The sequence below is a fragment of the Pantoea allii genome, from assembly GCF_046529425.1.
GTDB classification, from domain to species: Bacteria; Pseudomonadota; Gammaproteobacteria; order Enterobacterales; family Enterobacteriaceae; genus Pantoea; species Pantoea allii.
The window spans coordinates 3,281,592-3,303,131 of record NZ_CP125958.1 but is presented as its reverse complement, the minus strand read 5'-3'; the positions used below and the strand labels follow the sequence as shown (position 1 = coordinate 3,303,131).

The following is a 21,540-nucleotide window of genomic DNA, read 5'->3' as shown; positions in this document are numbered from 1 at the left end:
AGTGTGTCGAAGGCAACCGAGCAAAACGAAAAGTTAAAGCGCGCGATAATCATTTCGGTGATTCTGCATATCGTGCTGATTGCCCTGCTGATATGGAGCTCGTTTAATGAGCATATCGAAGCCAGCGGCGGTGGCGGCGGTAGCGATATCGAGGCGGTGATGGTCGATCCCGGTGCGGTGGTTGATCAATATAATCGTCAGCAGAATCAGCAAAGTGACAGTCAGCGCGCGGAACAGCAGCGCCAGAAACAGTCACAGCAGCAGGCCGAAGAGCTACAGCAGAAACAGGCGGCTGAACAGCAGCGGCTGAAAGAGCTGGAAAAAGAGCGCTTACAGGCACAGGAAGACGCGAAACAGCAGGCGAAAGCCCAGGCTGAACAGCAGAAGGCGGCGGAAGCCGCCGCGAAACAGGCCGAGTCACAGCAGAAAGCCGCAGAAGCGGCTGCAGCGAAAGCCAAAGCGGATGCTAAAGCGGAAGCCGATGCGCAGGCCAAAGCGGCCGCTGACGCGAAAATAAAGGCTCAGGAAGACGCTAAGCAGGCCGCAGCAGAGGCGAAGAAGCAGGCCGAGCAACAGGCGAAAGCCGCGGCAGCAGAAGCGAAGAAGCAGGCTGAACAGCAGGCCAAAGCCGAAGCGGCCGAGGCCGCTAAACAGGCCAAGGCGGAAGCGGCCAAGCAGGCTAAAGCGGAAGCGGCTAAAGAAGCCAAGGCCGCTGAAGCCAAAGCTGCCACTGAAGCCAAAGCCGCAGCCGCTCAGGAAGCCAAAGAAAAAGCAGCGAAAGAAAAAGCGGAAGCCGCAGCAAAAGCCAAAGCCGATGCTGCCGCGAAAGCAAAAGCAGACGCGAAAGCCAAAGCGGAGGCCAAGGCCAAAGCCGCAGCGGATGCAGCCAATGACAGCGACGTTGATGATTTGCTGGGCGGCTTAGCGTCCGGTAAGAATGCGCCGAAAAGCGGAGCGTCCGGTGGAGCAGCCGGGCAGGGCAACCAGAAAAAAGCGGGTGCCTCTGGGGCCGAGGTGAATGCTTATCTTGGGCAGATTACCAGTGCTATTCAGAGCCGTTTTTACGATGCCGATCTTTATAGCGGTAAAAGCTGTGACTTACGTATTAAACTAGCGCCTGACGGTATGCTGATTGATGTGAAATCAGAAGGGGGCGATCCGGCTCTCTGCCAGGCCGCAATCGCAGCGGCGAAGCAGGCACGCATTCCGAAACCGCCTTCACAAGCGGTGTACGAAGTGTTTAAAAACGCACCGATGCGTTTCAGACCGCAATAATGCAGTAACCTGCGGCAGGTTGATCTATGGTTAGCTTGCCGTACTCTAGTTGTACTCGTGGTTTTCAGGAACAGTGCCAATTATCGCGGACTCAGGTTCAGATAAGGGAGATAAAATGAAGCAAGCTCTTCGCGTAACGTTAGGCTTTTTTATCCTGTTGTGGGCAGCGATGCTGCATGCAGAGGTTCGCATTGAAATCACCCAGGGCGTAAACAGCGCGCGTCCAATCGGTGTGGTTCCGTTCAAGTGGGTTGGCTCAGGCGCGGCACCGGAAGATATCGGTGGCATCGTCGCGGCTGACCTGCGTAACAGCGGTAAATTCAATCCGCTCGACCGCTCTCGTCTGCCACAGCAGCCGACCAGCCCCCAGGAAGTGCAGCCTGCTGCATGGAGTGCGCTGGGTATTGATGCTGTCGTGGTAGGACAGGTTCAGCAAAACGCCGACGGCAGCTATCAGGTTTCTTATCAACTGGTCGATACTGCAGGTGCACCGGGCACCGTGCTGGCGCAAAACTCCTATAAAATCACTAAACAGTGGCTACGCTATGCGGCGCACACCGTCAGTGATGAAGCGTTCCAGAAGCTGACGGGCATTAAAGGTGCGTTCCGTACCCGTATCGCCTATGTCGTGCAGACCAACGGTGGTCAGTTCCCTTACGAACTGCGCGTTGCCGACTACGACGGCTATAACCAGTTTGTCGTGCATCGCTCACCGCAGCCGTTGATGTCACCAGCCTGGTCGCCAGACGGCAGCAAAGTGGCCTATGTGACCTTTGAAAGCGGTAAGTCAGCGCTGGTTATTCAGACGCTCGCTAACGGCGCGGTACGTCAGGTTGCCTCATTCCCACGTCACAACGGTGCACCGGCGTTCTCGCCTGATGGCACTAAGCTGGCGTTTGCGTTATCGAAAACCGGCAGCCTCAACCTGTACGTGATGGATCTGGGCTCGGGTCAGATTCGCCAGATCACCGACGGTCGCTACAACAGTACTGAACCGACCTGGTTCCCGGATAGCCAGACTCTGGCTTACACCTCTGATCAGGCTGGCGCACCACAAATTTATAAGATTGGTATCAATGGTGGTTCACCACAGCGTATTACCTGGGAAGGTGCTCAAAACCAGGATGCTGATGTGGCCAGCGATGGTAAATCAATGGTGATGATTAGCACCAGTGGCGGTGCTCAACACGTCGCCAAACAGGATCTGGTAACGGGAGCCGTTCAAACGTTAACGGACACGTTCCTGGATGAAACGCCGAGCATGGCACCCAATGGCACCATGGTAATCTACAGCTCTACTCAGGGTATGGGTTCTGTGTTGCAGTTGGTTTCCACTGACGGTCGTTTCAAAGCGCGTCTTCCGGCAACTGATGGACAGGTCAAATTTCCTGCCTGGTCGCCGTACCTGTAATGTTTGAGCTTTCTGACATTACAAAAAAATAAACAATAATGGGAATTTTCAAATGCAACTGAACAAAGTACTGAAGGGTTTAATGCTGGCTCTGCCAATCATGGCAGTTGCGGCGTGTAGCTCACACAAAAATAACAACAACGACCAGTCTGGCGCAGGTGCTGATGGCGCTTACGGTGCGAACTCAGGCATGAACGGCAACGGTAACATGTCTTCTGATGAGCAGGCGCGTCTGCAGATGCAACAGCTGCAACAGAACAACATCGTTTACTTCGGCCTGGACAAATTTGATGTTCAGTCTGACTACGCTCAGATGCTGGATCAGCACGCTAACTTCCTGCGTAGCAACCCATCATACAAAGTGACTATCGAAGGTCATGCGGATGAGCGCGGAACGCCAGAGTACAACATCGCCCTGGGCGAACGTCGTGCTAACGCCGTTAAGATGTACCTGCAAGGTAAAGGCGTGTCAGCCGATCAGATGTCTATCGTTTCTTACGGTAAAGAGAAGCCGGCCGTTCTGGGCCACGACGAAGCGGCTTACGCTAAAAACCGTCGTGCCGTACTGGTATACTAAGAGAATCACATGGTTAGTAACTTCAGACATCACCTGTTGAGTCTGTCGTTACTGATTGGCGTAGCGGCCCCCTGGGCCGCTAATGCCCAAGCGTCAATCAGTAGCGTTGGCTCCGGCTCGGTCGAAGACCGTGTCACCAGTCTTGAAAGAATCTCAAATGCCCAGGCACAGCTGATGCAGCAACTGCAGCAGCAGATGAGCGATAACCAGCGGGATATCGACTCATTGCGTGGGGAAATCCAGCAAAATACCTATCAGCTGAACCAGGTTGTTGAGCGCCAGAAGCAGATCTATCAGCAGATCGACAGTCTGAGCAGCAACAACAGCAATGCCAGTCAGCCAGCCGCCGGTGCCAGCGATAACGCCGGTGCAGGTGCTGCAGCCTCTGGCACGGAGTCTGGTGCAGCTGCAGCCGGTGGTAGTGCGCCGGTCCAGAGCGGCGATGCCAACAGCGATTACAATGCTGCTGTCGCGCTTATTCTGGAGAAAAAACAGTACGACCAGGCGATCACTGCGCTACAGGCGTGGGTGAAGCGCTACCCGGATTCGACGTATCAGCCGAATGCCAATTACTGGCTGGGACAACTGTTTTATAACAAAGGCAAGAAAGACGACGCGGCGTATTATTACGCCACGGTGGTGAAGCAGTATCCAAAATCCCCCAAGGCTGCTGAAGCGTTGTTAAAGGTTGGCGTGATCATGCAGGAGAAAAACGACACGGCGAAAGCCAAAGCCGTTTATCAACAGGTGATCAAACTTTACCCGGATACCGAATCTGCTAAGCAGGCGCAAAAACGTTTGTCTGGTATGTAATTTGTGCAGGTTTGACCGGATATCGTGTGATTTCTGGTCTTGCCGCATGAAAGGTAGGCAATTGAACCCCTTAACAGAAAATAAGGGTTGCGCTACCTCGGTAAATCAGTAATATATGCCGCCGTTGCCGGGACACATTGCAGATGTGTCTGGCAAGCCTGAAGATGGGTCGTTAGCTCAGTTGGTAGAGCAGTTGACTTTTAATCAATTGGTCGCAGGTTCGAATCCTGCACGACCCACCATCTCCCGCAGGACGTTGTTCCCCAAGAGAACCTTCAGTATTGCTTCACAACCATTAAGATGGGTCGTTAGCTCAGTTGGTAGAGCAGTTGACTTTTAATCAATTGGTCGCAGGTTCGAATCCTGCACGACCCACCATCTTAATCTCAGGCATCATTGGTGAATGTGTTTGAGCGGTTGTAAGCCCCGAGCGGGTCGTTAGCTCAGTTGGTAGAGCAGTTGACTTTTAATCAATTGGTCGCAGGTTCGAATCCTGCACGACCCACCAATACAGAAAAGAGCGCCTACCGGGCGCTCTTTTCGTTTCTGCACTCCGATGTCTGGCGTGCAGGATGAGAACCTGCTGCAGGTTCGACTGAATCGCGCAGCGATTCAGGCTGATGCGCCAGCATCACCCGAAGGGCGAGGCCCGAACGGGCCGAGGCAATCCTGCACGACCCACCAATACAGAAAAGAGCGCCCTCTGGGCGCTCTTTTCGTTTGTAGGCTGCGCAGTCAAACATGCAGGATAAGAACCTGCAGCAGGTCAGCCTTACCCAGTGGGCGACCTCACCGTTAATACCATAAAAAAAGCGCCCAACGGGCGCCTGTAATCATGGTGTTACTGCGAGTCGCTTAGCGCTGTATCGCTTGACCCGGCTCCAGATTGAACTGTTTTAACAGCGTTTCAAGCCGCAGTGCCTGATCTTCCAACGCCGTAGCGGACAGGGCAGACGCGGAGACCAGCGTGGCATTTTGCTGCGTGGTACTGTCCAGCTCCGATACTGCACGGGCAATCTGCTCAATACCGCGGCTTTGCTCGTCAGAAGCAGAAGAGATCTCACCGACAATGTGATTGACGCGGGAAATGGCATTCACCACCTGTCCCATTCTTTCACCCGCACGCGCCACACGATTGTTGCCCTCGGTAATCTGACCGACTGACTCACTGATCAGGCGTTCAATGTCTTTTGCTGCCTGAGCGCTTCGCTGCGAAAGATTGCGTACCTCACTGGCCACCACCGCAAATCCGCGCCCCTGTTCACCGGCACGTGCCGCTTCAACTGCCGCATTAAGCGCCAGGATATTGGTCTGAAACGCGATGCTGTTAATGACGGCGGTGATTTCGGCAATTTTCTTTGAACTGGCCGAGATGTCGCCCATGGTTTGCACGACTTCGCTGACCGCGGCACCGCCTTGTTCAGCCTGCAGAGAGGCTTCAGCCGCTATCTGACTGGCATGGCGGGCGTTGTCGGCGTTGTGCTTAACGGTAACAGTCAACTGCTCCATACTGGCCGCGGTCTGCACCACGGCCGCGGCCTGTTGCTCAGTCCGTGAAGAAAGGTTGTGATTGTCGCTGTTGATACTGCTCGCCGCCTGGGAGACGGTGAAGACGCTGTCGCGCACTTCCTGAATAATCGTCCGCAGACGGTGATTCATTGCTCCCATTGCCCCCGCCAGTTTGCCCAGCTCATCACGGCCGCCAGGCGTGATAGTGGCACTTAAATCACCGCTGGCGATACGCTCTGCCAGCATCAGGTTTCTTCTCACCGGATGTGTAATCTGGCGGCTAATCAGCCAGGCGATCAGGATGCCCAGCAGCACCGCAATGCTCACCGTCAGTAGCGTCAGGTTGATAGCGCCGTTGGTCAGGCTGCTGTTTTGCGATTTCATCTGCTGCAGAATATTTTTGATAATGGCACTGCTTTTATCGCCGTCTACTTTAACCGCGCTCTCCGCCACGTTGAGGGCACGAAAGCCCGCTGCATAACGCTCACTGAGTTGCTTCACGTCGAGAGTCGCGCTCCATAATGCGTTCAGCTGCGTCTGTGCTTCTGGCGGCAACTGCGGCAACAAGGCCGTGATGCTGGACTGAATCGCGTTGGATTGCTGTTGAAGCTGCACGTCTAGCGCAGCAGCATTGGCGGGATCGTAACGGAGTAACTGAAGCTGGTCGCGTAACTGGCTGATGGCAAGAAGTTGCTGGAACAGCACGCTGGCATCAGTCACCTGGGTCTTAATCAACGCTTCATACAGTGTTGACTGGCTTTGCATGTTGCGTTGATCAAGCTGTTTTCCCGTTGCCGCCAGCGCCTGCATGGCTTGCGTCATCGCGGTGATACTGCTCTGAAAGTGGCTGAGTTGGCTGGCGATATCCTGAAGCTGGGTTTGCTGTTCCGGCTGCCACGGGTACTGCTGAGCATCCTGGGTGAGCAGAGAGGCATGAGCAATGTAATCTGCCATGACTTTTCCCGCTTTTTCATCCCCATACAGCAGTTTCAGCCGGTTTATTTTTGCCTGGAATACATCGATGTTGATGTCGTAAATCACGTTGCTCTGTTCATAAACGTCATGGATGTTTTTAAAGCGTAATACGCTAATACTGCCCGATCCCACGACTAACAATAAAACGAGTCCAAATCCCAAACTGAGTTTATGCGCTATTTTTGTATTTTCTAACCGCAACGCCATGACTGCTGCCTCCTGCCCATGTCAACGATGTTAAGCCAAATTGGTTATCGGTTGTCCGGCGCAGGAGTTTAGTGAGGATGCGGTTATTTTTCTGATTATGCGTAATCGCAAAATTGCTGCGCGATCATCACAGGCTTTTCCAGATATGCATCACAGCATAGCTGCGCCAGGGACGCCATTGCTGTGAACGCGCTTCTACGGCCTTGGGCGTCAGGCCACCCAGGTTATTCCGTATGGCGATATCTTCTTTTGGAAACGCATCCGGCCAGCGCAGAGCGCGCATGGCGATATAATGGGCCGTCCAGGGACCAATGCCCGGAAGTGCCACCAGACGCGCCATGATGTCATCAGGCGTGAGCGTGGCGTTAAACCGTAAGCTGCCCGCCACACAGGCGTCAGCGAAGGCCAGAATCGCTCTGGCGCGTGCGCTGACAATGCCAAGGCTGGCAATCTCATCGACCGTCGCCTGCGCAATGCGCTGCGGTTGGGCAGAGTAGCGAGACAGGTCCGCGAAAGGCGTCGAGCAAGGCTCACCAAATGCCTGGGCAAACCGGCTGCTGAGGGTTGTCGCTGCTTTAACGGTGACCTGCTGGCCCAGAATGGCGCGGACGCCCATTTCAACGCTGTCGAACGCACCGGGCACGCGCAGGCCGGGAAAGTCATGAAGGCTTTGTGCCAGCAGTGGGTCCTGCTGCAGGTGGGCAGCAATGCGTTGTGGCTGGGCGTTCAGGTCAAAAAGATCGCGCAGGCGGCGCAGTAGCGCTGGCAGCACGGGCGTCAGAGACGGGGTGAACTCGACCTTGAGCGCCTGCTTAGCCGGAAGGTTCGACACGCTGACCCAGCCACGATATTGACCCAGCACGACGGTCCGTCGATAGGTTTGCCCCTCAACGCTCTCGATCTCTTTCATCAACCGTAACTGCAAAAAATCCAGCATCGCCTGCCAGTCGTAAGGCGGACGATAGCTGAGCTGTAACTGCATGGTATCGCCAGGCTGCTGAACGGACTGCGCAGCCGTTTTACGTAAAGCACCCGGCGTCATACGATAGCGGGCCTGGAATACGTCATTAAAGCGCCGCAAACTGCCAAAACCGCTGGCATAGGCAATATCGGTCACCGACAGGGTGGTTTCGGTCAACAGCTGTTTAGCCAGTAACATGCGACGTGTCTGTTTAAGCTCCAGCGGGGTAACGCCCAGCTCCTGGTGCACAATCCGGCGCAGTTGACGTGCGCTGATGCCAAACTCGGTGGCGATATCGTCCAGCCCTGTATGCTCTTCCAGCAAACCTTCTTCGATGCGCTGCACCAGGCGATCGGCCACTCTGTGCGAATTGTCTACGGGCGCATTGCCCGGTGCCAGCTCAGGACGACAGCGCAGGCAGGGGCGAAAACGGGCTTTCTCCGCGGCTTCCGCGCTGCTGAAGAACAGACAGTTTTTTTTCATCGGCGGCTTAACCGGACATATCGGGCGACAGTAAATGCCGGTTGAGGTTACGCCAACAAAAAATACGCCGTCAAAACGCGTATCCCGCGACGTTAGCGCCTGGTAAGCCGTATCTGGATCAAACATGGTTTCTCTCCGGCAAATAGCGACAGCGTAGCGCTGGCAGAAAGGGTTGACTGGCTGTTTTCGGACAGCACATCAGTTTATTGTAATGACCGAAAACAGCCAGTTTAGCGCTAAAAAAATGCGATAATGCCAGACAGAATTGTGATGGGAGGAACAGCATGTATTACTGCAAACCTGTAACAACCCCGGTGGGAGAGCTGACGCTGATTGCCAGCGATCGTGGCCTGGCGGCTATTTTGTGGCAAGACGAAGTACGCAGGCATCCTCGCTTATCGCCCGTAGAGCGGGACGATAACCATCCGGTGCTTCAGGAAACGGAAACCCAGTTGCGCGAATATTTTGCAGGGACGCGCCAGCGCTTTACGTTACCACTGGATTTCGCCGGCACGGCATTCCAGATAAAAGTGTGGCAGGCATTACTGAACATTCCTTTTGGCGAAACGCGCAGCTATCGGCAAATTGCCGAGCAGATTGGTCATCCTGCCGCGGTGCGCGCGGTGGGGGCAGCAAACGGTCGAAACCCGTTGTCGATTGTCGCGCCCTGTCATCGTGTCATTGGGACCAACGGCAAACTGACCGGTTTTGCAGGCGGGCTGGCAGTAAAAGCGTTTTTACTCCAGCTGGAAGCACCACAGCCGGGCCTGGTGGGGCTCTCTTCAACATGACCGCGAAATAAAACACGACACTCCGCCGCTTTTCCGCTATCGTGTTTAGCATATAAAACACGATGGCAGTATTTACGTCCTGTTAAGCCATAACTGGCGATTTTCGTTAATTTTACAGAACGAGAGCGGTGTCATGAGTACAATCTTCGATCCTGAAAACGCGGTTTATCCTTTTCCGCCCAAGCCTGCCCGGCTGAACGACGAGCAAAAAACCTTTTATCGGGAAAAAATCAAAGCGTTGCTGAAAGCCCGCAATGCCGTGATGGTAGCGCATTACTACACCGATCCGGAGATTCAGGCCCTGGCAGAAGAAACCGGCGGCTGTGTCTCTGACTCGCTCGAAATGGCGCGTTTTGGCAGCCATCACACCGCCAGTACGCTGCTGGTGGCCGGGGTGCGGTTTATGGGGGAAACGGCCAAAATCCTCAGCCCGGAAAAAACGGTACTGATGCCCACGCTGGAAGCAGAGTGCTCGCTGGATCTGGGCTGCCCGATTGACGAATTTAACGCTTTTTGTGATGCCCATCCCGATCGTACGGTGGTGGTGTATGCCAATACCTCGGCGGCGGTAAAAGCGCGCGCCGACTGGGTGGTCACCTCCAGCATTGCCGTGGAATTGATAGAACATCTGGATAGCCTGGGGGAAAAAATTATCTGGGCACCCGATCGGCATCTGGGGCGCTACGTCACCCAGAAAAGCGGCGCCGATGTTTTATGCTGGCAGGGTGCCTGTATTGTCCATGACGAGTTCAAAACCCAGGCGCTCCAGCGGATGAAAGCGCTGTATCCCGATGCGGCGGTATTGGTTCATCCCGAGTCGCCCCAGGCCATCGTGGATCTGGCCGATGCGGTTGGCTCAACCAGCCAGCTGATTCAGGCCGCTAAAACCTTGCCCCATCCCCAGATGATCGTCGCCACCGATCGCGGCATTTTTTATAAAATGCAGCAGGCGGTGCCCGACAAAATATTGCTGGAAGCGCCAACAGCCGGTGAGGGCGCCACCTGCCGCAGCTGTGCGCACTGCCCCTGGATGGCGATGAACGGCCTGAAAGCCATCGCCGATGCGCTGGAGTCCGGTGGTCAGGCTCATGAGATTCAGGTGGAGGCGGCCCTGCGGGAAGCCGCGCTGGTGCCGCTTAACCGTATGCTATCCTTTGCGGCAGATCTTAAACATAACGTGAAAGGAAACGCGTAACGCGCGTCGTTAACAGGTGCCTCATATGGATTTTTTTAGCACGCAGAATATTTTGGTTCACATCCCTCTTGGCGCCACGGGGTACGATCTGTCATGGATCGAAGCCGTCGGAACGCTCGCTGGCCTGCTGTGCATCTGGCTGGCCAGCCTGGAAAAGATTGTTAACTACGCCTTTGGTCTGATCAACGTCACGCTGTTTGCGGTGATCTTTTTCCAGATCCAACTCTACGCCAGCCTGCTGCTACAGCTGTTCTTCTTCGCGGCCAATGTCTATGGCTGGTACGCCTGGAGTCGACAAACATCTGACAATCAGGCGGCGTTAACCATACGCTGGTTACCGCGGACAAAAGCCATCGGCTGGGCTGTTGGCTGCGTCATCGCGGTGGCCTTAATGACGGTGTATATCGATCCGGTATTTGCATTTCTTACCCGAATTACGGTCGCCATTATGAACGCGGCGGGCTTTGCCGTGGCCATGCCGACACTGCAGCCGGATGCGTTTCCGTTCTGGGATTCCTGCCTGATGGTGCTGTCGATTGTGGCCATGGTGCTGATGACGCGGAAGTACGTGGAGAACTGGCTGCTGTGGGTGATTATCAACGTGATTAGCGTGATGATTTTTGCCCGCCAGGGGGTTTACGCCATGGCGCTGGAATATGCCATTTTGACATTGATTGCGCTGAACGGCTCAAGGATGTGGATAATCAGCGCACGAAAACAGGGTTCTCGTGCGCTGTCTGCTCAGTGATGATGCGCGTGCTCACCGTGCTCGTGATGGTGGTGAGCACCCTCAATCACCGGCGTGTTCAGTGCGCAATCCGGTCCGACACAGGGCTGAAACTCCATCTGTACCGTCGCATGTTCAATCTGGTAATGGTCGTGCAGGTAAGTGTGAATGCGGCGCAGCAGGCCGTCATGATCCCGTGGCGGGATAACCTGCACGTGCAGCGTTAATACCGGCTTCTCGCCTACCTGCCAGACGTGCACATGATGAACATCGCGCACTTCGGCGATTTGACGCTTCAGATCGCGTCTGAGCTGATTCACGTCCAGTGAATCAGGTGCGCCTTCCAGCAGTTCGTGAAAACTTTCCCGCAGCAATGCCCAGGCGTTACGCAGTATCAGCAGTGACACCAGAATCGATAAAATGGGGTCAGCGGGCGTCCAGTTCGTGAGCAGAATGATCACCGCGGCAATGATGGCACCAACCGAACCCAGCAGGTCGCCCATCACATGTAAGGCTGCCGCCCTCACGTTCAGGTTCTTCTCTTCACTGCCGTGATGCAGCAGCCAAAACGAGAGAATATTAGCCAGCAAACCGCCAATGGCGATGCCCAGCATCAGGCCGCCGGTGATTGGCTGCGGATGGGAAAAGCGCTCAATGGCCTCCCAGACGATCAGCAGGGTAATCAGGATCAGGGCAATGGCGTTAACAAAGGCTGCCAGTGTGGTGAGCCGCAGCAGACCAAAAGTATGACGATCGCTGGGTTTGCGTTTAGCGAACTGGACTGCCAGTAAGGCCATCAGCAGCGCAGCGGCATCGGTCAGCATATGACCGGCGTCGGCCAGAAGGGCCAGTGAGCCAGAAATCCAGCCGCCAATGACTTCTGCCACCATAAAGATGGCCGTCACGGCAAAGGCCGCCATCAGGCGCTTACGGTTGGTGTCCTGACCGCTATGAGAGTGCGTGTGTGCCATATGTTTCCAGTTTGAGTAATAACCTGTCGGTCAATGATATCAGCAATTGCCACTCAGCGGAGAGAGCCTGATGTTGCTTCGCCTTGTCCGACAGCTGCTGACAAAGCGTTGCCCCTTCTTCAATACCTATCAAAAGCCAGCTTCCTTTCATACGGTGTGCTGACTCGGCTAACTGCATAGCGTCGCCTGCCTGATGTGCGGCGTGCAGTTGTGCCAGGTCCTTCTCCAGGGTATCACGTAACGTTTTGCCCAGGCGGTTAAGAAATTTCTCGTTTTGCTGCGCCAGCTGCCACAGGTTGTCATCTAGTGATGCCAGTGGATCGTCATGAAAGGCCGTCAGCACCTCGCCGATATCCTGTAGCTGTACCGGTTTAATCAGCACGCGTTCATGCTCACCCAACTGCACGTTAAGTAACTGGGCGTCGGCAGAACACAGCACCCGTAACTGCACGCCGCCGCGCTGACGCTGGCGACGTCGCAACAGACGCAACAGGAGCGTGCCATCAGGGCGCGGCATCATTTGATCGATAAACAGCAGGTCGTAAGGGCGCTGCGCATCGGCCAGCAGCAGGTCGCGACCCTGTTCAAAACAATCCGCCTGAATCGCGAAGCGGGCAAGCTGCTGCTCCATCACGATCAGGTTCGTAGGATGATCGTCTACCACCGCCACGCGCAGGCCAGGAAAGCCCGGCAGGGCAGTTGGATCGCTATCCGGAAGCCGATCGCAGGGGATCAGCGGCAGGGTGATGGTCACCTCCGTGCCTTTGCCAGGCACAGAATGCAGGGAAATATCGCCACCCATGCGTTGCACCATCTCCCGACAAATAAACAACCCTAAACCGCTGCCCTGGACCGATACGGTTTTACCCGAGGGTGCCTGATACCAGGGATCGAACAGTTTAGGCTGCTCCTCCAGCGGGATTCCGCTGCCGTTGTCGCTGACGGTTAGCTGCAGCATGTCCGTGGCCGATAGCGTCAGACGAATCAGGCCCTGACGGGTAAATTTAAATGCGTTGGTGATGAGATTGTTCACCACCTGCTGCAGGCGATCGGCATCCATCATCACCGCGTCAGGCAGTGGCGTCAGCGCTTCAACCTGCAGACGCGGGCCGTCCGGGCGCATCAACGGATGATAAAAATGGCGCTGCTGCGCCAGCCACGGCGCCAGCGCCAGCGGACGCGGCGACAGGGTAAAGCTGTTATTTTCAATACGGGCGTGATCTTGAAGATCGTTAAGCAGCGTCATCAGTGACTGCGCGCTACGGTGCAGAAGCTGCAGATTTTCACTGGAACGCTGCTGTTTTTCCAGCTCCAGCAAGCCCAGAATCGCCTGCATGGGCGTGCGCAGCTCGTGACTGACCGTGGCTAAAAACTGGCTTTTCATGGCGTTGGCGCGTTCGGCCTGCTCACGTTGTTGGCGATCGCGCCGCTGCTGCCAGTAACGTCGGGCAAGCAGCAGTAGCAAAATAACGATGGCAACACCGGCCGCCACCAGAACGGCTACCGGCAGGACGCGCATGGCGGTAACGCTGCCAGGCTGAGGTGGCATTGACCAGCGATCGCGCATCTGATTTTGTGTCTCGACGGGGATCTGCTGCAACGCGCGATCCAGCAGTGAACGCAGTACGGGTTGATCGGATGCGATGCCAACCGCAATGGGCCAGGCAATATCGCTGGCGGCAAAGGCCAGATGAATCTGCGGATCGTTACGACTGGCAATCCGCCAGCGCGCGGACAGCACATTATCGACTAAGGCGTCAATCTGACCGGCTGCCAGCGCATCGTACAGGCTGTTTCGGTCAACATAACGTTGAACCTGCATATTCTCAGGGATAAGGCGTTGCGCCAGGTCATCCTGCAGAATACCTATGCGCTTGCCTGCCACATCGCTCCAGTGCGACCAGCCAGCTGGCTGGCGGATATAAATGCCCCACAGCGCGCGCCAGACGGGCAGGCTGGTGCTTTGGGTTTCGCCGTTAAGCGGCTGCATCAGTTGCAACATAACCTGATGTTGAGCCAGCAGGCTGGCAGCCTGCTGAGGGTTACTGACCCAGCGCGGGGTAAAACGTAATCCGGTGCTTTGGGCGATGGCGTTAAGCAGGTCGATCCCGTAGCCGCGGGCAGTGCCGTTACTGTCACGGTAGCTCCAGGGATAGTTATCCGCTTCAGCCGCGTAGGCAACGATCGGGTGGTTCGTCATCCACTCGCGCTCGCTGGCGCTGAGCATCAGGGTCTGCGTGTCCTGATAGCGGGGAAGGTTGCTGCTCCAGCGCGCCTGCAGGGTGCTCATCAGCTCGGCGGGAAGCTGGCGCAGGCTTTGATTCAGCCACTCGATAAGCGCCGGATCGCGTGCGACGGCGCGCAGGTTGAGCTGTCCGGCATCGATACCGGAGGCAATCTGATAAATTTGCCCCTGCTGTAACTGGCTTAGCAAGAAACCGGCGCTGGTTTCATCTGCCACCACATAATCGTTCTGCTGATTCAGCAACGTATAGAGCGCCTGAAGATCGCTGCCGTAGGTGCGCCACTGATGGCGGGCTGCCAGCGCCGGTGGCAGTTGTGCCAGCGTGAGTTGGCTGATTGCCAGTTGGGCATTATGACTGTTGAACATCACGGCACGCTGGTTCTGCTGGTTACGATAAATGCGCAACGGGCTGCTAAACCAGCTGTCACTGGCCAGCGTATTCATGGGTAAAGGCGGGGCTATCATTCCCAACGCAAAATCAATCTGTCCGTCGTGCAGCGCGCGCAATAAGTCTGCCTGAGTGGCATATAAACGGAGCGTGAACTGCGCACCGGTTAACTGATGCAGCGCCGCCAGGTAATCGGCATCGATGCCATAAAGGTCTTTACCGACCAGCATCGTCCAGGGGGCGTTATTCTCCTCCAGCAGACCGACTCGCAGCACTTTGCCCTGCATCAGCTCGGCACCTTTCACCGGCATCATCATGGGCAAGTTGATGCTGCTGACGGGGCGCACGTCGCCGTAGGCCAGCGAGGTAAAGAGCAGCAGGAGCAGCAGCCAGCGTATCACTGCTGTGCTTTCCACAAATCGGCTAACTCAACCACAGAGTGGGCACCGGTCTTTTCCAGGATGTTCTTTTTATGGGTGCTGACGGTTTTGTTACTGATATGCAGTCGTTCGGCAATTTGCAGGTTGGATAATCCACTGGCCAGCAAAGCCAGTATCTGACGTTCTTTACTGGTTAACGGCAGTTCCGGCTCGTCGGGACAGCCGGGGAAGGTGGCATGTCCACCGAGCACCGCCAGAATCGCACTCAGCAACTGCTCCATGCGCTGGCTCTTCACCACATAGCCAGCGGCACCCAGCGCCTGGGCTCGCCTGACGTAATGGCGGGTTTGCTGGGCTGAATAAATCAGAACCGGGCAGTCGGGTAAATGGATTTTCAGGCGGCGCAAGATCTCCAGCCCGTCACCATCGGGTAAGCCGATGTCCAGCACGATAATATCGGGTGGCAATTGCAGAAAAGGGCGGGCGGACTGTTCGCTGCTGGCGGAAAAAAGTTGCATGGGAATCGGTGATTTAGCCAACGCAGCTTCAAGTGCTACTTCAACCAGTGGATGATCGTCAATCAGAAGCAGTGAGGCCATGAACATTTCCCTGTTAATTTAACAGGCTCAGCATAGCGGAAGTTACGGCAGGATAAAATAAAGGAGAGCCAGGCTCTCCTTATCAACTCAACCGTCCGGTCTTACTGCGTGGTGCCGTCGGTTTTGGTATTAACGTGACCGCCACCTTTTTTGGTATGAACTTTTTTGTTCATATCAGGGCATTTACCGTCTTTACACTGGCTATTCTTATCAATCTCGTCAGCCGTCATATGTTTGCTGCTGGACATGCTGTCAGCGGTCGGAGACGATTTCTCGGTGCCTGTGTTATTAATTTTGCTGTTATCGACTTTGTTCGGTGGCAGGTTCTCGTTAGCACCGCCAGCTACTGCGCCTGCGGCGGCGGCCTGGTTAGAGTTTCCGTTAGCAGCCATTGCTGCGCCACTGCCCAGAGTCATTGCTGCCGTCAGAAAAATTATTGCAAACTTATTCATCATTATGCTCCCGTTAATAAATGATATTTGCTGTCTCTAACCCGCTGCGATGTTTGGTTCAGAGAAAAAGCGCCCTGAGCGAAATAAAATTTCGCTGGTTAGCTTAAAGACAGGTATTAATAAAAGTAAGTCACCGTTCCTCAGTGGTTACCCTTAAAAGTCTAGACGCATAACCCATTTATGCAAATTTCACGCATACATTATACGTTCATCAGGAATTTACACCCCGTGCGCTTCGGGCTACATTGGCTGGGTTGTGTCCGGCGGGCGCCGGGCCAGAAATTATATGGAATGAGTATGAATTACCAGAACGATGATTTACGCATTAAAGCGATCAAAGAACTCCTGCCACCCGTAGCCTTACTGGAAAAATTCCCTGCAACCGACCGTGCTGCGCAGACCGTTTCGCAGGCTCGCCAGGCGATTCACCAGATTCTGAAAGGTGAAGACGATCGTCTGCTGGTGGTGATTGGGCCTTGCTCCATTCATGATACCGAAGCCGCACAAGACTATGCTGCGCGTCTGTTAACCCTGCGGGAACAGCTTAAGGGTGAACTGGAAGTCGTGATGCGCGTTTACTTCGAAAAACCGCGTACCACCGTCGGCTGGAAAGGGCTAATCAACGATCCTTATATGGATGGTTCCTTCCAGTTGAACGACGGCCTGCGTCTGGCGCGTAAGCTGTTGGTAGAGATTAACGATTCTGGTCTGCCTGCCGCTGGCGAGTTTCTGGACATGATCACGCCGCAGTACGTTGCCGATCTGATGAGCTGGGGCGCGATCGGCGCACGCACCACCGAATCGCAGGTTCACCGCGAACTGGCTTCTGGTCTTTCCTGCCCGGTCGGGTTTAAAAACGGCACGGACGGCACCATCAAAGTGGCGATTGATGCCATTAACTCCGCCAGTTCACCGCACTGTTTCTTGTCAGTCACCAAATACGGGCACTCTGCGATCGTGGAAACCCGCGGCAACGGCGACTGCCATATTATTCTGCGTGGTGGTAAAGAACCGAACTACAGCGCCGCGCACGTCAGTGCAGTTAAAGCCGGTCTGGAAAAAGCCGGTTTACCGCAGCAGGTGATGATCGACTTCAGCCATGCCAACAGCAGCAAGCAGTTTCAGAAACAGATGCTGGTAGCAGATGATGTGGCGCAACAGATGATCAATGGCGAGCGCGGCATTATCGGCGTGATGATTGAAAGCCATCTGGTTGAAGGGAATCAGAGCCTGGAAAGCGGCGAACCGCTGGTATACGGCAAGAGCGTGACGGATGCCTGTATTGGCTGGGACGATACCGAGAAGGTGCTGCGTCAACTGGCCGATGCGGTCAAACAGCGTCGCGGTTAACAGGGCGCAATAAAAAAGGGCCAGACAGTGTCTGGCCCTTTTTACAGAGAAGCAAAACTTACTTCGCTTTACCCTGATTCGCCACGGCTGCGGCTTTTGCTGCGATCTCGTCAGCATCACCCAGGTAGTAGCGTTTGATCGGTTTGAAGTTTTCATCGAACTCATAAACCAGCGGTACGCCGGTCGGAATATTGAGTTCAAGAATCTCATCTTCGCTCAGGTTGTCCAGGTATTTCACCAGGGCACGCAGTGAGTTGCCGTGTGCAGCAACAATCACTTTCTCACCGCTTTTGATACGCGGCAGAATGGATTCGTTCCAGTAAGGAATGACGCGTTCGATGGTCAGGGCCAGACTTTCGGTGGTCGGCAGCTGCTCAGGCTTCAGCGAAGCATAACGCGGGTCGTGTCCAGGGAAACGCTCATCGCTACGATCCAGCTCTGGCGGGGTTACCGCGAAGCCACGGCGCCACTGTTTTACCTGCTCGTCGCCGTATTTAGCGGCGGTTTCTGCTTTATCCAGACCCTGCAGCGCGCCATAGTGACGTTCATTCAGACGCCAGGATTTCTCAACGGGCAGCCAGGCCTGATCCAGCTCATCCAGCACATTCCACAGGGTGTGAATGGCGCGTTTCAGCACGGAGGTGTACGCGAAATCAAACACGAAACCTTCTTTCTTCAGCAGCTGTCCGGCTGCTTTAGCTTCGGTACGGCCCTTGTCAGAAAGGTCTACATCATACCATCCGGTGAAGCGGTTTTCGTTGTTCCACTGGCTTTCGCCGTGTCGCACCAGAACCAGCTTAGTTACAGCCATAGCTTAACTCCTTAATACTTGATGTTTCTGAGATAATGGAAACCTGCTGTCGCCAGCCCGTTGGCTGACCAATTGCGTTCTACCATAGCGGAAAACAGCGCACTGCGTAAGTCTGTCTGTGACGCACTGCGCGTTTTTCACCCGGTTGCTCAGCGTGGCGTAAAGCGATAGCGCGTGACGGATTCCCAACGATCTCCCGGCTGTAACCAGCAATCATCCTGTGGCCACTCGGGATGATTAGGCGAATCCGGTAAAAATTCACTCTCCAGCGCGATCCCCTGAAACGCAGTATAGCGTTCCTGCTCCCGGGCGCGCGTACCGGCCAAATAGTTACCGCTGTAGAACTGCAATGCCGGCGCCGAGGTGGTGACGCTTAACTGCAGTTTACCGTCCTGCGACCACAACTCAGCAGCAGGCTGACTGTCATCGCCTGCGCTGTTGAGCAGGAAAGCATGGTCATAGCCTTTAACCGCCTTCTGGTCGTCATCGGCAAGAAAATCCTGCTCAATGCTTTTGGCCTGACGGAAATCGAAACTGGTGCCGTCCACCGCCTTAAGTGGTCCGTTGGGAATCCCCTCGCTATCCACGGGCAGGTAACGATCGGCGTGCAGTTGTAATCGATGCTGACGTGCATCGCCATGATGCGCGTCAAGATTAAAGTAAGCATGATTGGTCAGATTGACCGGGCAGGGCTGATCGCACTGCGCCTGATAGTGAATCGACAGGCAATTATTGTCGTCCAGGACATAGCGTAAATCAGCAATAAGATTGCCGGGATAGCCCTGATCGCCATCGGGCGAGTCGAGTCGATAATGCACTTCACTTTCTGACTGGCTGACGATTTGCCAGCGGCGTTTATCAAACCCCTCAGGGCCACCGTGTAGCTGGTGGTCGCCCTGATTCGCGGCCAACTGCCGGCCTGTTTTAGTCAGTTTTGCGCTGGCGATACGGTTAGCATAACGGCCTACCGTGGCACCCAGATAGGCATCCTGATGCAGGTAATCGGAAGGCGTTGCGCAGCCAAGCAATGCTTCACGTACGTGACCATCCTGCAACGGCACCCGCGCCGATAACCAGGTCGCGCCCCAGTCCATAAAGGTGGCAATCATGCCATTGGCATTGCGCAGCACGGTGATGCGCCACGGCTGACCGTCCGGCGCATGGGAATTGACATCGCTTAACATTGGCCTGCTCCTTCTGATGCTTTACAAACGTAGAAGGTCTCCTTGATGCCCGTTTTGGCTTCATACTGGCTGGCGACGGCGGCCTGCACCTGATCCACCAGCTCAAGCGGCATCAAAGCAACAATACAACCGCCAAAACCGCCGCCGGTCATACGGACACCGCCACGATCGCCGATCTCGGCTTTAACAATCTCGACCAGCGTATCGACCGGTGGCACGGTAATTTCAAAGTCATCACGCATTGATGCGTGAGATTCGGCCATCAGTTCGCCCATGCGCGCTAAATCACCACGAGAGAGCGCCTCGGCGGCCTCCAGCGTACGGGCATTTTCGGTGATGACATGACGTACGCGCTTAGCGACCTGGGGATCTAACTGAGATTCCGCGGCGTTAAACTCAGCGAGTTCGACATCCCGTAGCGCCTTTTTGTTAAAGAAGCGCGCGCCGGTTTCACACTGCTCACGGCGGACATTGTATTCGCTGCCCACCAGGCTCCGGCGGAAGTTGGAGTTAATGATAACCACGGCAATATCGTCCGGCATAGAAACCGGCCGGGTGCCGAGCGTCCGGCAATCCAGCAGCATGGCATGATCTTTTTGACCCAGCGCGGAAATCAGCTGATCCATGATGCCGCAGTTACAGCCCACGAACTGGTTTTCGGCTTCCTGACCGTTCACCGCAATCGCCGCACCGTCCAGCGCCAGGTTAAACAGCTGCTGGAAAACCGTCCCGACAGCCACTTCCAGCGAGGCAGAAGAGCTGAGGCCCGCACCCTGTGGCACGTTGCCACTGATCACCATATCGACACCGCTAAAATCCGGCGCGCGCTGCTGTAAATGCTTCACGACGCCGCGAACATAGTTCGCCCACATGGGTTCTTTTACGCTGGTAATCGGTGCATCCAGCGCAAAGGTGTCCTGCGCCTGATCGTAATCGACGGCGACAACACGAACCTGGCGGTCGTCACGCTTCGCACAGGCGATAACCGTTTGGTAATCGATGGCACAAGGCAGCACGAAACCGTCGTTGTAATCGGTGTGCTCGCCAATCAAATTGACGCGGCCTGGGGCCTGAATCGCGTGGGTTGGCGCATAGCCAAAGGTTTCAGTAAAAACCTGCTGCGTGATGGTTTTTAAGCTCATTGTTGTGCCTCACGGAAATGAATATCGCTCACGGAACGCAGGCGTTCTGCTGCCTGTTCTGCGGTTAAATCGCGTTGGGTTTCAGCCAGCATCTCGTAGCCGACCATAAATTTGCGCACCGTTGCTGAACGCAGCAGCGGGGGATAAAAGTGGGCGTGCAACTGCCAGTGTTCATTGTCGTCACCGTTGAACGGCGCGCCGTGCCAGCCCATGGAGTAGGGGAAGGAGCACTGAAACAGGTTGTCGTAACGGCTGGTCAGGCGCTTGATGGCGTTAGCCAGATCGTCACGCTGCGCATCGGTCAAATCGGTCAGGCGCTTAACATGGGTTTTTGGCAACAGCAGAGTTTCAAACGGCCAGGCTGCCCACCACGGCACCACGGCCAGCCAGTGGTCCGTTTCTACCACGGTACGGCTGCCATCCTGCTGTTCACGCGCGCTGTAATCCATCAGCATCGGCGAGCCCTTTTGGGCAAAGTAGCGGCGCTGAAGATCGTCTTCACGCTGGGCTTCATTAGGCAGAAAGCTGTTGGCCCAGACTTGTCCATGTGGATGGGGATTGGAGCAGCCCATGGCGGCGCCCTTGTTCTCAAAGACCTGTACCCACGGGTAGTGCTGACCCAGTTCTGCCGTTTGTTGTTGCCAGGTGCGGACGACTTCTTTCAGTGCGCTCAGGGACATTTCTGGCAGCGTTTTACTGTGATCGGGCGAAAAGCAGATAACACGGCTGGTACCGCGCGCGCTTTCGCAGCGCATCAACATGTCATCACTTTCTGGCGCATCTGGCGTATCCGTCATCAAGGCCGCGAAGTCATTGGTAAAAACGTAGGTGCCTTGATAATCAGGATTCACATCACCTGTAACGCGCGTGTTGCCCGCACACAGAAAACAGTCAGCATCGTGCGACGGCAGCGTATTCACCGCAGGCGTTTCCTGAGCACCCTGCCAGGGACGTTTGGCACGATGAGGAGAAACCAAAATCCACTGGTCAGTCAGGGGATTGTAACGGCGATGGGGATGATCGGCCGGGTTAAATTTTTCCATGTTGCATCCTGGTCAGCGTCAAAATAAAAAAGGCATCGATAAAACGTAGCA

Annotated in this window: 18 protein-coding genes, 3 tRNA genes and 1 other RNA gene; 12 read left to right on the top strand and 10 right to left on the bottom strand. The window is 55.3% G+C overall.

The annotated features are described in order from the left end of the window. Positions 1–3 precede the first annotated feature (3 nt). The 8 genes from tolA (at position 4) to QNH99_RS15590 (ending at position 4,760) form a co-directional block, all read left to right on the top strand. Positions 4–1,275, top strand: coding sequence for a cell envelope integrity protein TolA (gene tolA / locus QNH99_RS15625; RefSeq protein WP_410516898.1), 1,272 nt, complete (start codon positions 4–6; stop codon positions 1,273–1,275). Between the two features lie 115 nt (positions 1,276–1,390). After that, complete coding sequence (gene tolB, locus QNH99_RS15620; RefSeq protein WP_063878800.1) at positions 1,391–2,686, top strand: Tol-Pal system beta propeller repeat protein TolB; 1,296 nt, start codon at positions 1,391–1,393, stop codon at positions 2,684–2,686. A 52-nt stretch (positions 2,687–2,738) separates the two neighbouring features. Continuing rightward, a complete protein-coding gene (gene pal / locus QNH99_RS15615; protein ID WP_063878801.1) occupies positions 2,739–3,263 on the top strand; it encodes a peptidoglycan-associated lipoprotein Pal in 525 nt (174 codons plus the stop codon). A gap of 9 nt (positions 3,264–3,272) precedes the next feature. Next, complete coding sequence (cpoB, locus tag QNH99_RS15610) at positions 3,273–4,076, top strand: cell division protein CpoB (RefSeq protein ID WP_063878802.1); 804 nt, start codon at positions 3,273–3,275, stop codon at positions 4,074–4,076. A 166-nt stretch (positions 4,077–4,242) separates the two neighbouring features. Next, positions 4,243–4,318, top strand: a tRNA-Lys gene (locus QNH99_RS15605). 60 nt (positions 4,319–4,378) lie between these two features. After that, positions 4,379–4,454, top strand: a tRNA-Lys gene (locus QNH99_RS15600). Positions 4,455–4,508: 54 nt separating this feature from the next. Continuing rightward, positions 4,509–4,584 (top strand) — tRNA-Lys (locus QNH99_RS15595). A 43-nt stretch (positions 4,585–4,627) separates the two neighbouring features. Next, positions 4,628–4,760: non-coding RNA, RtT sRNA (locus tag QNH99_RS15590), on the top strand. A gap of 171 nt (positions 4,761–4,931) precedes the next feature. Here QNH99_RS15590 and QNH99_RS15585 read toward each other — a convergent pair. Next, the gene (locus tag QNH99_RS15585) at positions 4,932–6,767 is read right to left on the bottom strand and encodes a methyl-accepting chemotaxis protein (RefSeq protein ID WP_283355897.1); all 1,836 of its coding nucleotides are present in this window, start codon (positions 6,765–6,767) and stop codon (positions 4,932–4,934) included. 127 nt (positions 6,768–6,894) lie between these two features. Further along, positions 6,895–8,337 carry an AlkA N-terminal domain-containing protein gene (locus QNH99_RS15580; protein WP_410516897.1) on the bottom strand — a complete coding sequence of 481 codons (1,443 nt, stop codon included), beginning with the start codon at positions 8,335–8,337 and terminating at the stop codon, positions 6,895–6,897. 158 nt (positions 8,338–8,495) lie between these two features. Here QNH99_RS15580 and QNH99_RS15575 point away from each other — a divergent pair, with 158 nt between their 5' ends. From QNH99_RS15575 to pnuC, 3 genes are all read left to right on the top strand, one after another. Further along, positions 8,496–9,002, top strand: a complete 507-nt coding sequence (locus QNH99_RS15575) for a methylated-DNA--[protein]-cysteine S-methyltransferase (RefSeq protein ID WP_096012134.1) — start codon at positions 8,496–8,498, stop codon at positions 9,000–9,002. Between the two features lie 133 nt (positions 9,003–9,135). Next, positions 9,136–10,197 carry a quinolinate synthase NadA gene (gene nadA, locus QNH99_RS15570; protein WP_063878806.1) on the top strand — a complete coding sequence of 354 codons (1,062 nt, stop codon included), beginning with the start codon at positions 9,136–9,138 and terminating at the stop codon, positions 10,195–10,197. Positions 10,198–10,222: 25 nt separating this feature from the next. Then, complete coding sequence (gene pnuC / locus QNH99_RS15565; protein ID WP_063878807.1) at positions 10,223–10,945, top strand: nicotinamide riboside transporter PnuC; 723 nt, start codon at positions 10,223–10,225, stop codon at positions 10,943–10,945. Here the strand turns inward: pnuC and zitB are convergent. From zitB to QNH99_RS15545, 4 genes are all read right to left on the bottom strand, one after another. Then, the gene (gene zitB, locus QNH99_RS15560; protein WP_109717176.1) at positions 10,939–11,895 is read right to left on the bottom strand and encodes a CDF family zinc transporter ZitB; all 957 of its coding nucleotides are present in this window, start codon (positions 11,893–11,895) and stop codon (positions 10,939–10,941) included. The two genes, pnuC and zitB, sit on opposite strands and share 7 nt — an antisense overlap. Then, positions 11,873–14,944 carry an ATP-binding protein gene (locus tag QNH99_RS15555; RefSeq protein ID WP_410516896.1) on the bottom strand — a complete coding sequence of 1,024 codons (3,072 nt, stop codon included), beginning with the start codon at positions 14,942–14,944 and terminating at the stop codon, positions 11,873–11,875. The genes zitB and QNH99_RS15555 overlap by 23 nt, the downstream gene beginning before the upstream one ends. Next, a complete protein-coding gene (locus QNH99_RS15550) occupies positions 14,926–15,507 on the bottom strand; it encodes a LuxR C-terminal-related transcriptional regulator (RefSeq protein WP_410516895.1) in 582 nt (193 codons plus the stop codon). The genes QNH99_RS15555 and QNH99_RS15550 overlap by 19 nt, the downstream gene beginning before the upstream one ends. Positions 15,508–15,608: 101 nt before the next feature. Further along, complete coding sequence (locus QNH99_RS15545) at positions 15,609–15,962, bottom strand: YbgS-like family protein (RefSeq protein WP_145395023.1); 354 nt, start codon at positions 15,960–15,962, stop codon at positions 15,609–15,611. Between the two features lie 294 nt (positions 15,963–16,256). Between QNH99_RS15545 and aroG the strand changes: the two genes are divergently transcribed. After that, on the top strand, positions 16,257–17,309 hold the full coding sequence (gene aroG / locus QNH99_RS15540; protein WP_096012139.1) for a 3-deoxy-7-phosphoheptulonate synthase AroG: 1,053 nt from the start codon (positions 16,257–16,259) through the stop codon (positions 17,307–17,309). Positions 17,310–17,367: 58 nt separating this feature from the next. Here aroG and gpmA read toward each other — a convergent pair whose 3' ends face one another. The 4 genes from gpmA to galT all read right to left on the bottom strand — a co-directional run bounded on the left by gpmA (position 17,368) and on the right by galT (position 21,489). After that, complete coding sequence (gene gpmA / locus QNH99_RS15535; protein ID WP_063878813.1) at positions 17,368–18,120, bottom strand: 2,3-diphosphoglycerate-dependent phosphoglycerate mutase; 753 nt, start codon at positions 18,118–18,120, stop codon at positions 17,368–17,370. A 149-nt stretch (positions 18,121–18,269) separates the two neighbouring features. Next, on the bottom strand, positions 18,270–19,304 hold the full coding sequence (galM, locus tag QNH99_RS15530) for a galactose-1-epimerase (protein ID WP_410516894.1): 1,035 nt from the start codon (positions 19,302–19,304) through the stop codon (positions 18,270–18,272). Next, complete coding sequence (gene galK / locus QNH99_RS15525; RefSeq protein WP_063878815.1) at positions 19,298–20,446, bottom strand: galactokinase; 1,149 nt, start codon at positions 20,444–20,446, stop codon at positions 19,298–19,300. The genes galM and galK overlap by 7 nt, the downstream gene beginning before the upstream one ends. After that, entirely contained in the window at positions 20,443–21,489 is a 1,047-nt protein-coding gene (galT, locus tag QNH99_RS15520) for a galactose-1-phosphate uridylyltransferase (protein WP_096012142.1), read from the bottom strand. The genes galK and galT overlap by 4 nt, the downstream gene beginning before the upstream one ends. Positions 21,490–21,540: the final 51 nt, after the last annotated feature.